Annotated in this window: 7 protein-coding genes; 1 reads left to right on the forward strand and 6 read right to left on the reverse strand. The window is 50.5% G+C overall.

Features of this window, described 5'->3' with window-relative positions; all coding sequences use genetic code 11:
• Positions 1–124: 124 nt before the first annotated feature.
• Complete coding sequence (locus ACE5LO_RS23495; protein WP_375522395.1) at positions 125–1,639, reverse strand: stalk domain-containing protein; 1,515 nt, start codon at positions 1,637–1,639, stop codon at positions 125–127.
• A gap of 143 nt (positions 1,640–1,782) precedes the next feature.
• The gene (locus ACE5LO_RS23500) at positions 1,783–3,450 is read right to left on the reverse strand and encodes a PucR family transcriptional regulator (protein ID WP_375522396.1); all 1,668 of its coding nucleotides are present in this window, start codon (positions 3,448–3,450) and stop codon (positions 1,783–1,785) included.
• Positions 3,451–3,625: 175 nt separating this feature from the next.
• On the opposite strand from ACE5LO_RS23500, the gene ald reads away from it, so the two are divergent.
• Complete coding sequence (gene ald, locus ACE5LO_RS23505; RefSeq protein ID WP_375522397.1) at positions 3,626–4,765, forward strand: alanine dehydrogenase; 1,140 nt, start codon at positions 3,626–3,628, stop codon at positions 4,763–4,765.
• Between the two features lie 80 nt (positions 4,766–4,845).
• Here ald and ACE5LO_RS23510 read toward each other — a convergent pair whose 3' ends face one another.
• The 4 genes from ACE5LO_RS23510 to ACE5LO_RS23525 form a co-directional block, all read right to left on the reverse strand.
• Positions 4,846–8,535, reverse strand: coding sequence for a non-ribosomal peptide synthetase family protein (locus tag ACE5LO_RS23510; protein WP_375522398.1), 3,690 nt, complete (start codon positions 8,533–8,535; stop codon positions 4,846–4,848).
• A 65-nt stretch (positions 8,536–8,600) separates the two neighbouring features.
• Positions 8,601–10,352, reverse strand: coding sequence for a methyl-accepting chemotaxis protein (locus ACE5LO_RS23515; protein WP_375522399.1), 1,752 nt, complete (start codon positions 10,350–10,352; stop codon positions 8,601–8,603).
• A 340-nt stretch (positions 10,353–10,692) separates the two neighbouring features.
• Positions 10,693–11,397, reverse strand: a complete 705-nt coding sequence (locus tag ACE5LO_RS23520) for an ABC transporter ATP-binding protein (protein WP_375522400.1) — start codon at positions 11,395–11,397, stop codon at positions 10,693–10,695.
• Positions 11,394–12,179: an ABC transporter ATP-binding protein gene (locus ACE5LO_RS23525; RefSeq protein WP_375522401.1), complete on the reverse strand. Its 786-nt coding sequence runs from the start codon at positions 12,177–12,179 to the stop codon at positions 11,394–11,396. The genes ACE5LO_RS23520 and ACE5LO_RS23525 overlap by 4 nt, the downstream gene beginning before the upstream one ends.
• Positions 12,180–12,191: the final 12 nt, after the last annotated feature.

Here is a 12,191-nt window from a genome sequence, read left to right on the forward strand (position 1 = left end):
TACGGCACTTTAAAGGGTAAAGTTACCGGGTGGATTTGAACCACCTAGATGGTGCGACTGTGAGGCGCACAAAAAATAGCAGCCCCGCCATAGTGGAAGGTCTGCTATTTCCCTAATTCCGATTTTACTCTCTTTCAATGACCAGCATTCCGTCCTGGACAGTAACCTCCGCTCCAAGAGCCGTGGCAGCTTGACGAAGTGGTACATACAGCGTACCGTCTTCAGCGGCAAATACCGGCTGCGGCAGGTCAATCGTCCGATCACCCGCCTTGATCTGCTTCATTCCTTTTTTGATTACAAACTTCGCTTCCGTAATGTCGTCGGTCACCGTGATTTGCTTCGCAGCCGCATCCCAATCCAGATCGGCATCCAGCTCGGCGGCGATATCACGCAGCGCGATCATGGTCGTGCCTTTTTTAATCACCAGGTCATAGTAGCTGTCTTCCGGATCAATGACAATTTCCTTATGCGTCAACTGCAGGTCGTTCTTCAAAATATTATAAACTTTCGAGCTGCTGTCAAAGTTGCGCAGGGTGTCGCCCGGCGTCAAGCCGTCTTCTTCTACATTGATGACACCGCCTGAAGTGTCCACCTTATCGGCAGTCACCGCACCGTTCACATTCCACAGCTCGCTTTCGGAGCGGAGTGTGAAAGAGGTAAGCGGCAGATCTTCCATTGCAGGCAAGGCGACGGTCAGTTCCGTACGGTCTTTGCGCAAATCTTTATTCGCATCAAAATACATATCGGTTTTCAGCACCGTGTTTGGCCCCAATACAGTCCGCAGCTCCGGAGCCTGTGTATACATCAGGCTTACGCCGGCATCATATTGACTTACGGCCTGATCCAACGCATCTTTGGCCTCCGTGTACAGATTATTCAAAATCTCTTCCCGGCTATCGCCAAACCCGGCCAGACCTTCTTTAAGGCTCTCCTCTTCACCGAATGCGGCAGCGATCTCTGCAGCCAAATCCAGCCCCTGTCCGATCAACCGCTTCAGTCCTTCTTCATCCTGGGCAAGACTCTGAAGCATCGGTTTAACGAGCTGCACCAGCTCTTCTCCTGTTAGCTGGGCAGACAGCTTCGTCAGATCAACCTTCTCTCCGTTCACTTCCTCGGTTACCTTTGCAACCGAGATGTCCTTCGGATTCGGCGAATGCTCGATGAACAGTCCGGCGGCTTCCAGCACCAGGTCATTGATCTTGTCCTTGTAAGCATACGGATCGAACCCTTCAGCCAGCCCTTCCAGCGCTTCTGCCTGATTCAAGTCTATGTAGTAGGGCTTCTTGGAGCCTTCCAACTCAAACGCCAGCCCGGTCTGGTCCATGGACATGGCAAACGGCAGACTTACATCCTGGTAATGGAAAGCGCCCTTGGCGGATACAACATCCTCTGATTGGATTTTGGCTTCATATACAGATATCGATACAGAGTTAATAAAATCAATGATTTCCCGGTCTTCCGCCGAAGCACTGCCAGCAGGCTCAACGTGAAAGGACAGTGTAGAGCTGGACTCCTGCGGTTTGACTTTGAGCGTGCCAAGCAGTCCCTGGTTGACATCAAAGCCCCCTACCGCCTGACATCCCGTTAAGATTACGAGCAGCAGGACAAGCGGAGCTGCAAGCCATTTTTTCAGCTTCATGTAAATCTCCTTCCCGAAGTTTATTAGTGACATCACATGAAGAGCATTTTCCTTGTTCCATTATCGCAAGCTTGCCTTGATTTGTAAATCAGCTCCTTTTCGTTTATTCCCGGGACAAGCTCTCAAAACCTGGTATGCAGGTCCTAGTTTCCTTCCGACTGCAGCATGCGATGGGCCAGCAAGGCCATTTCCAGACAATGTCTTTTATCAGGCGTCAGCAAATCCGTACCGATAATTTCGGTGATTTTAACGAGCCGGTTGTACAGCGTCTGCCGATGGATATACAGCTTGTCGGCTGTATCCTTCTTGGAGCCATGGCATTGAAAATACATATCCAGCGTGTCCAGCAGCTGCATTTGATGCTCCTGATCGTATGTTATGAGAGTCCCAAGATGGTCTTCAACAAAGGCGGCCAAAAAAGGAGTGCCCGGCACGGCCTTCAGAAGCTGGTAGATGCCCAATTCGTCATAAAACAGCCTATCTTTCATACGCGCTACACAACGTGCAGTTTCGATGACTTGATAGGCCTCATGCAAACTCAGGTCCGTCTCCAGCATCCTGCCCCTGCTCTTCCCGAAGCCTGCATGAATGCGCACCCCGCTCAGTTCCTCCTCCGCATACCGGTTCAGATGCTGCACAATATTGGACAGGACGGTTCGCAGGTTGGTCAAGGAACGCGCTGTAATCGATTCCTTGGCACACAGCAGATAACAATGGTTTCCTTTCATCATCAGCAGGCTGTGCAGATTATGTTTTTTGAGCAGGGAGCGCAGCAGGACAAGGATATCCTGATGAATCGCTTCCCGGCGCACCTGACCTGCTTCCTTGTCAAGGGACTCCACCTCAAAAATGCCCGCCATGAACAAATATTCGCCCTTGGCAAGCAGACGTAGTCCCATCCGGGTCTGAGCCTGTTCCTCGCTGCTGATCTGCCTGTTCATGAGCTCCTGAATGAGTTCGTTCTGATTCCGCAGCAGACGTTCCTCCAGAAATTGAGTGCGCAGGACAAGCGTCGCGGCTGCCTTGGCCGTGTAGTCCAGCAGCAGCGGCACCGCTTCTCCCGGCTGCTCGCCATTTAGTAGAATACCGACTGCGGAGAATATCTGTCCAAAGCACACGACCGGCTGAAATAAAACCGAGGTATGACCGTTCAGTCGAAAAAGAAGATGATCCTCCCGGTCCGTACTCATCCGCCCTTCTACTTCCCGTCCGTATATTTCCCCCAGCTTCTCCGCAAGCGCCGTATCGACGGAAGGCACGAACCGGCTCGCGTTGATCGAAGAAATATACACAACCGGCCTTGATACATAATCATACAGCAGCCGCAATATAGCAGACATGTCCGAGCTACGCAGCGTCTCCTGCTGAAGCTTGCGCGAGAAGCTTTCCAGATTCTGCAGCAGCAGATGATGACGGTTAATGAGCAGCGAATGGATGTCCTGTGTAATTTCGACAAAGCGGACCGGCTGCTCAAATACGATCACTGGAAAATCATGCCCCTCGGCCCACTCCAAAATTTCGTCAGGAACCGCATCAACCGTGGTGCCGAATTCCACACATAAACCTGCGGCCCCCTGGCTGAACAGTTGCTTCATATATTCAAACCGTTCTTCCTCATAACGCTTCAGCCACAGTCCAGTCGTTAAAATGAGATCATTTCTGCTCACAAAGGGAGAGACATGTATAATTTCCAGCACATGCACCCAGCCCACCGGGCGGTGTATCCCCCGCTCTCCCGCAGCCAGCCTGGCCCGGTGAAATACCGGGCGTTTCAGCATCTCTGCAATGGTAAAAAGATCTTCACCCTTCATCCATTCACCCCAAATGTCATAATAAATAACATGATAATCCATTTATAACCATATAATATAAAAGCATCAACAAACAGTCGAGCCTAAATCGCAAAATTATTGACACTTTGTATGATGCCATCCTCCAGGACCCTTTGTAAACTGGTATTAAATCTAACATTAGAGGTGCATGACCATGATCATCGGGGTTCCCAAGGAAATCAAGAATAATGAAAACCGGGTTGCTCTGACCCCTGCAGGCGCTTCAGAGCTGGTTCGCCGGGGCCACATCGTATTGATCGAGCAGCATGCCGGTGCGGAAAGTGGATTTCAGGATGCGGATTATGCGGATGCAGGCGCTTCCCTGGTCGACACGGCAGCCGAAGTATGGGCGGAGTCCGAGATGATTATGAAGGTAAAAGAACCGCTGGGAAGCGAATACGGGTTCTTCCGTCCGGGCCTCGTCCTGTTCACCTACCTTCATCTTGCTGCCGAGTCGTCACTTGCCGAGGCTCTAACCGCAAGCGGCGTGACAGCGATTGCCTATGAGACAATCACCGTCGACGGAACTCTGCCACTGCTGACACCGATGAGCGAAGTGGCCGGACGGATGTCCGTGCAGATCGGAGCCCAACTGCTGGAACGGCCGAAAGGCGGAAAAGGCATCCTGCTGTCCGGCGTACCGGGTGTCAAGCGCGGCAAAGTCGTCATTATTGGTGGCGGTGTCGTCGGAACAAATGCCGCCAAGCTGGCCGTCGGGCTCGGAGCGGACGTGACCGTCATTGACCTGAGCCTGCACAGACTGCGGCAGCTGGATGATATTTTTGGCAACCAGATTAACACTCTTGTATCTACCCCTTCCAACATCGCCCAAGCTGCCGCAGAAGCCGATCTGCTGATCGGTGCCGTTCTGATCCCCGGTGCCAAGGCTCCGAAACTCGTAACCGAAGAAATGGTCAAAGCCATGAAGCCCGGCTCCGTTATTGTCGACGTAGCCATCGACCAGGGGGGCATCGTGGAAACGATCGACCGGATTACCACTCATGATCAGCCTACGTATGTGAAACACGGCGTTGTGCACTACGCGGTAGCCAACATGCCGGGGGCCGTTCCCCAGACCTCCACAATTGCGTTAACAAATGCCACCATGCCTTTTGCCGTGCAAATTGCGGACAAGGGCGTTCTGGCAGCAATCGGCAGCAGCGCGGCGATTCAGAGCGGGGTCAATGTGATGAACGGGAAAATAACGTATGAAGCGGTGGCGCATGATCTCGATTATGACTATGTGCCTGTTCTTCAGGCCATGCAGGAAGCAGCACTCAAGCAGCCAAATTGAGCTTGGAGCACTCTTCTTCAATTCCATTTTCCATGAAAAACCCCCTTATCCGACAATATGCGGATAAGGGGGTTTGGTCATTAAATGTTTGCCAGTGCTGCTGTTCTCGGTAAATAACCTACTTTGATGGCATGTTCTATCATTCTTTTCATGAAGAGGCTGTCGGGAAGAGCACATGTAATACCAATCCCCTGCAGAGCCCCGGAGGTCAACACGCATCCATATCGGTAGCGGGAATCTTTCGGCCCGTCTCCTTCAAGCTGAGCAATTGCCAGCTTAACGCCTTCCGTATTTTTCGGAGCGGCAGGATCAAATAACCATGTCCTGTAGGCCTCCTGCTCCATCAGTTCAATTTCGTACCCATATTCACGGAAGAGATTAACCCACGCAGTATACGAAATCGTTTGCGGATTGCAAATATGGAACACCCTTCCCAAAGAATCGGGCCGCAGCGCAAGAGCTACGATTGATTTTCCCGCGTAATCGATCGGGGTGAAATCGACCTCCCATTGTACGTTTGGAGCTTTGCCGAGCAGCAGCATGGCCTTTAACATGCGATAGAACGAATTACTGTCAATATTTTTCTGGAAAAGTCCGCTTTCCGAATGACAGGACAAATTACCCGCCCGATAAATGCTGACCTGCAGACCCTGCTGCGCCGCTGCCATAAGCGCTTTCTCCGCTTCCAGCTTGCTGTTCGTGTACAGATTCTCCACTTTAAGATCAGGACGCAGCGTCTGCTCGCTTACAACCTGCTCCCACTGCCCGCTTAATGCCAGATCTTCCGGTATGCCCATTGTAGAAACATGATGGAACCGGATAGGGTTTGCGCATCCGCGTGCAAGCTCGATTAAGGACAGTGTGCCGGCTATGTTCGTTTTCGCGAATTGCTCTTCATCTCCGAAATGCCTTACATCTGCGGCGCTATGTACAATCATATCCAGTACACCTGCCAGCTTATGTTTCGTTTCAGGCATGATGCCAAGATCCTCGCGCTCCAAATCCCCTTCCACCGCGACCACGCGGTCCTTCATGAGCTTACTGACGGATGGACCAAAAAAATATTCCATATGGCTTTGAATTCTTGTCAAACCTGGATCAATTCCCGGCCGGACCAGGCAATAAACGACAGCTTTGCTTTGGACCAGCAGCTCATGCAGCAAATAAGCGCCCAGATATCCGGTAGCTCCCGTCAATAACACAGTCTTAGGGTCTTGGAAGCTGATTTCGGTATTTCCGACCTGTTGCGGGATTTGAGGATGCTCCTCCAGCGGAATAGCTGGTCCGGTCAACACAACAGAACGCTCCACTGTCTGTAGCTTTTCCACCTTCAGCTGCCCGATGTGCGCGGATAGCGCTTTGACCGTCCGGTACTGGAAGAAATCATTGATTTTGAGATCCGGATAATGCGGCTTTAACAGGACCAGGACGTGGATGATCGCCAAAGAGTCGCCGCCAATCGAGAAAAAGTCATCATGCCGGCCTACCTGTTCCACACTCAGTACTTCCTGCCATGACTCTGCAACACGCCGCTCGATCTCCGTAACCGGCGGTTCGAATCCGACATCCGGCACGGCCATCTCCCGATGGTCGTAGTTTTTCAGGCTTTTCCGGTCAATCTTGCCCGTCGGTGAAGTCGGCATCGTTTCAAGCTGAACAATCCATTTCGGGATGAAATAGGAAGGCAGCTTTGTTCCCAGCAAACGCTTGATGACAGGGGCAGGCAATAAGCCGCCGTCTTTCGTAGTAAAGTAACCGACCAGCATGTTTTGACCATCCGTATCCTGCTTGCTAATGACGGCCACATTTTGTACGTTTGGAATTTTGGCGAAGCTGTCCTCAATTTCCCCGATTTCAATGCGATGGCCCCGAATTTTGAGCTGGGAATCACGGCGGCCGACGTATTCGATCGTTCCGTCCGGAAGCAGCTTCGCAATATCGCCGGATTTATAGATTTGACCTTCACCAAACGGATTGGCGATAAAGGCTTCCGCCGTTTTTTCCGGCTGATTCAGGTAACCTTTAGCCAAGCCAACGGTCGAAATATATACTTCTCCGTGTACATGAACCGGGCATAGTTGATTTTCTTCATTAACGATATAGACCTTGTAATTATGAATCGGCCTGCCAATCGGAACATTCGTCAAGTCGTCCGGAATGAGTCCTCTGATCGTGTGTGTTGTCGTACATACGGTGCATTCCGTCGGCCCATAGACGTTGACAATTTCGATCGCGTCCCTGAACTTGCGCTGGAATGCGCGAACCTGTTCGCCATAAAGCGCTTCGCCCGCCACCGTAATCAGCTTTACGCCGGACAGCCTGCGGTAGCCTTCGTCCGATAAATACGCAGACAGCTGATTGAAAAACACGGTCGGAAGAATCGTAATGATGGTTGTTCCCGTTCTTTCGACAGCAGCAGCAAACTCTTCGACTGATACCCGTTCCTCTGGTGACAGCAGATACAAATGCGCGCCGTAAAACAATGCTCCGATCGTATCCCATACCGAGGCGTCAAAGCTATAGGTAGCGAACTGTGTAAGCACATCTTCAGGTCCGATCCCGCAATCCTTACGGACCGTTTCCCCCAGGTTGACCACACCTTCATGTGCGATCAGCGCACCCTTCGGCCTTCCCGTTGAGCCAGACGTGTAAATGATATAAGCAAGATCGTCAGGTCTTACTCCATTATCAACATTCCCGGTGCCCTCGAATGCATCCATCATGCCGGAATCCATCGAAATGATTCCCTTGACCGTACCCACTTCTGTGCATAGCAGTGCTGCCTGCTCCTGATATTCGCTTTTGGTCAGGATAAAAGAAGATCCCGTATCCGACAAAATGTAGCGGTTGCGGTCCTCCGGATGCTCGGGATCAACCGGAACGTATACACCTCCCGCCTTAAGGATGCCAAGCAAACTGACGATAAGCTCAAGGCTTCGCTCCATAAAAATCGAAACAAATTCACCTTTGCGCAATCCCTGCTGCAGCAGCATCCGTGCGGTACAATTCGCCTTTTCGTTCAATTCCCGATAAGTAAACTGCCCGTGGATCGATGACACCGCAATCCTTTCCGGATATAAAGCAGCCGCCAGCTCGAACATGCCGTGAACGGTCTTCGATTTGTCGTAAGGCCATGCCGTATCGTTCATTTGCTCGTAGATAGCTTTATCCTGCCCGGTCAAAATATCGATAGCAGCGATCAGACGATTGGCATCCGTAAGCGCCGCATCGAGCAGCGTATGGAAATATTCAACATACCTGCGGATCGTGCCTTCCAAAAGGACAGAACTGTCATAAGTCACCCGTATGGTCCAGTGGTCGCCGCCATCAAGCAGCTGCCAGTTCAGCAGCTCCTGTACTGCCCCGATCGGCTGACCCATCGAAAAGCGGGTATCAAACTGAAGCTCCGGGGCAGCTTCCGCGGCTGCAGCCATTTGAGCAGTTATGCTGCTTTTAAGGCTGGCGAAGGTCTGTTTTTGTTCAAAGCTCAGCAGCAGCGGAACGGCTTTTCCGTCGGTAGAGATCCATTCCGCTATAATGTCGGTTTCGCCCGATAAACGGTAAAGCAGAGCAAAATAAGCCGCTGCCAAAATCCCGGCTTGCTCTCCGCCGTCCTTCAATTGCCCGAGCTTGGCGCTCAGGCTTTCCTCCATGAGAACATCTGCTGTTAAGTAGGAATACGTTCGGCCGTGACGTGACGAATCAAGCGGGATGAATAGCAGTGGACTTTCAGTTACCAAAGCAGCAGTGTAATGATTAATCTCCGTCATTTCTGTTAATTCCTCCTTAGCAGTAAGCAGCATTGGATTTGGTGTCAGGATAAAAATGGCTAGTCTTATGGGCGTACTTGAAATTGATTAAGAAGCTTCTGAAGTTCTTCCGACAGACCCGAAAGTTCTGTCGAGGATTGGAAGATAGCTTCCATATTTTCTTTTTGCTCTTTGACGGAATCGGAAATTTTGGCGCTATTTACAGCCGTTACACCAACCGAAGCCGACAAACTTTCAGACGTTGCCGTAAGCTCCTGCGTTCCTGCCGCCAGTTCTTCCGTCGAACTGGACACCTCCTGGATTTGCATCGTCACATTTTGTGTAGCTTGCAGGATTTCATTTAAAATCTGGCTCGTCGTGCTGGTAATCTGCAGACCGCCGCTTACCTCACGGTTACCTTGCTCCAACGCTTGGACGGCTACCCGGATCAACTCTTGAATTTCTTTGACGAGCTCCGAAATTTGGTTCGCAGATTGATCCGACTGCTCAGCCAGTTTTCTTACCTCGCCAGCGACAACGGCAAAACCTTTGCCATGCTCGCCGACCCTTGCCGCTTCAATGGCCGCGTTTAGCGCCAGCAGGTTGGTTTGGCTGGATATGTTCATAATAATCGACACAATGTTTCCGATTTCCAGGGAACGGCTGTCCAGCGACTTAATGGCATTCGTCGACTTGCCAACGAATGTTTGGATTTGCTCCATTTGCGTCATAACCTGTTTCACGGACGTATTGCCTTCCGTAGATTTCATTTCCATGTCAAACGCTTCTTGTGCAACCTTCGAAGAATTTTCGGCGATGTTCTGGATGACGGTTGCGATTTCAGACATAGCTCTTGCGGTGCTTACGGAAGCTTGTTCCTGCTCTACGATACCTTGCGAGATTTCCTCAACGCTTTGCGTAATCAGGTTCGAATTTTTGCTGTTCAGCTCCGAGATTTCACGAAGGCTATTGGCTGAATTTGTAACCGAGTGAGAAGTATATTGAACCTTGAGCATCATGTCGTTTATTTGATTCACCATACTGTTAAACTTACTATTGACGACCCCAAGATCATCCAGGCCGGTCTTCAGCTCGACATTCAAATTGCCGCTGCTGACCTCTTCGATGCCGCGTACCAATTCATTAATAGGTTTCAAAGTCAGGCGCGACAAAAAGTACTGAATCAGGAAGATGAGCAGCATGAAAATAAGCATAATGGTTATGCCGTTCACAAGAAGCTTCTGGAGTCCTTCGGGAACGGCACTGGCATCCGCGTCCGCACCGAGGAAAGCGATAATCTCTCCCTGCTCGTTCTTCACCGGGTAAATGATCGTCGTCCAGATTCCGAAGCTGTCGCTATAAAGCGCCGTAAATGTCGGCTTGCCGTCTTTAAGCATGCCGGCAACAGCAGTCGCCATAGCTTCCGGCTGATCATACATATCACCGATGTTAACATTATCCGCCGAGAATGCTTCAACGAGATTGGTAGGCATGCCAATCAGCGAGGTTTGGTTCCCTCCTTTCAGTTCTGTACCAAACAGATACGCCTGAGCGATATTCGGGTTGTAATTATGAATATCGTCCAGTTTTTTTTGCAACTCAGCCTGCGCCGATCCTTTGTAGCTCTTCTGGGTAATCGCCTGGGCGACAAGAGCCGGATCAATTTCTTCGGCCCATTTTTGGGTAATCGCCATAATTTGCCCCTGCAGTTGCTTAATCAAGATAGATTTTTGTGTTATGTAACAGGATGTTATCAAAATCGCACCAATCAAAATAATGTTAATAAAGGCCAACAACAAATTTTTGGTGAAGAAGGACATACGTCTGATCAACAACATTTGTTTTAACGCTCCTATTATAATTTATTGTCGCAGCTTTGGCTGCATTTTCAACTTACGGCTTGATGGCCCCCCCTTTTTTTAAATTTAGAAATCCATATCATCCGACTTGGTCTATTAAACGATCTCTATGCTGCCAAATTTCTACATAGACTATCAATAATATCGGCCTTATTGACTAAAAAATTAATAGTTAATTGTAAAAAATTCGTGAAAAACATATTAAATATAGTTCTTTATGACTATTAATATAAAAAAAGCCCTGGCACAACGACACAAACAGACACAGATTTCAGGCCTGTTTGTATTGTTGTCCAGAGCTTTCTCCAACTACTGCCAATTATGCAAGATAGGCTTCCTTCACCTGGTTATTGGACAGCAGCTTGGCGGCATCATCATGCATAATGATTTCGCCGGTCTGAATGACATAACCCCGGTGGGCGATCTGCAGCGCATGATACGCATTCTGCTCCACCAGCAAAATCGTCATGCCCGCCTCATTCAGCTCCTGTATGATTTCGAATATTTGATCTACCAGCACCGGCGCAAGTCCCATGGACGGCTCATCCAGCAGCAAAATTTTCGGGTTCATCATCAGTCCCCTGGCAATGGCGAGCATCTGCTGTTCCCCGCCGCTCATCGTGCCTCCGGCCTGATGATAACGTTCCTTCAGTCGCGGAAAATAAGTGAAGGCCTGTTCGACCCGCTGCTTGATCAGCTTCTTGTCCTTGACGGAGAAGGCTCCCATCTCCAGGTTTTCCTTGACCGTAAGTTTGGGAAAAATACACCGTCCTTCGGGAACATGCGCGATTCCGCCCAAGGCGATCAAGTGCGGCTGCTCGGAGGCAATATCCTTTCCATTGAATACGATCCTGCCCTTGGTTTTGACCTGGCCGCAGATGGATTTCAATGTAGTGGATTTCCCCGCGCCGTTCGAACCGATGAGCGTTACGATCTCCCCCTCATTCACTTGCAGGGAAATCCCTTTTAACGCCTGAATCGCGCCATAATAGGCCTCTACATTTTCCATGGTCAGCAAGCTCATATCGTCACCTCTTCTTCCACAGCGCTCTTGCCGAGATAAGCCTCAATAACCTTCGGATTCGAGCGGATATCTTCGGGGCCGCCTTCTGCGATCTTCTCCCCGTGATCCAATACAAGAATATGATCGGACAGCTCCATAACCAGCTTCATGTCATGCTCGATCAGGATGATCGAGATGCCAAGCTCCTGCTGGATGCGGCGGATCAGCGCCGTCAGCTCCGCCGTCTCGCGCGGGTTCATTCCCGCTGCCGGCTCATCCAGCAGCAGCACCGACGGCCTGGCCGCAAGCGCACGTGCAATCTCCAGCCGTCGCTGCGCTCCGTAGGACAGACTGGCCGCTTCTTCGTTATACAGCGTCTCCAAGCCGACATATTTCAACAGCCTGTACGCCTCTATCTTGGCCTGCTGCTCTTCATGTCTGACCCGCGGCAAATTCAGCAGGGTGCCAATCACACCTGAACGCAGGTGAATGTGCATGCCGACCATGACATTCTCCAGTACGGTCATACTGCCAAACAGCCGGATATTCTGGAATGTGCGCGCAATACCCCGGCTGGTAATGCGGTCAGGCTTCACATTCACGATGGATTGTCCTTTCAGTTCAATCTGCCCTTCATCCGGAACGTAAATCCCGGTGATCATATTAAAAAATGTCGTTTTCCCGGCACCATTCGGTCCGATTACCGCCGATATTTTCCCTTCCGGAAATTCAAAGTTCACGCCGTTCACGGCTGTAAGCCCGCCAAAGCGCTTCACCAGATTCGTTACTTTCAGTACCGCCATATGGATTACCTC

The sequence above is a fragment of the Paenibacillus medicaginis genome (genome assembly GCF_042138635.1).
GTDB lineage: Bacteria > Bacillota > Bacilli > Paenibacillales > Paenibacillaceae > Paenibacillus > Paenibacillus medicaginis.

What these genes read in the sequence shown, in the direction of transcription:
- ACE5LO_RS23495 (WP_375522395.1), bottom strand. Translation starts at nt 1,639, where the DNA reads ATGAAGCTGAAAAAATGGCTTGCAGCTCCGCTTGTCCTGCTGCTCGTA.
- ACE5LO_RS23500 (WP_375522396.1), bottom strand. Translation starts at nt 3,450, where the DNA reads ATGAAGGGTGAAGATCTTTTTACCATTGCAGAGATGCTGAAACGCCCG.
- ald (WP_375522397.1), top strand. Translation starts at nt 3,626, where the DNA reads ATGATCATCGGGGTTCCCAAGGAAATCAAGAATAATGAAAACCGGGTT.
- ACE5LO_RS23510 (WP_375522398.1), bottom strand. Translation starts at nt 8,535, where the DNA reads ATGACGGAGATTAATCATTACACTGCTGCTTTGGTAACTGAAAGTCCA.
- ACE5LO_RS23515 (WP_375522399.1), bottom strand. Translation starts at nt 10,352, where the DNA reads ATGTTGTTGATCAGACGTATGTCCTTCTTCACCAAAAATTTGTTGTTG.
- ACE5LO_RS23520 (WP_375522400.1), bottom strand. Translation starts at nt 11,397, where the DNA reads ATGAGCTTGCTGACCATGGAAAATGTAGAGGCCTATTATGGCGCGATT.
- ACE5LO_RS23525 (WP_375522401.1), bottom strand. Translation starts at nt 12,179, where the DNA reads ATGGCGGTACTGAAAGTAACGAATCTGGTGAAGCGCTTTGGCGGGCTT.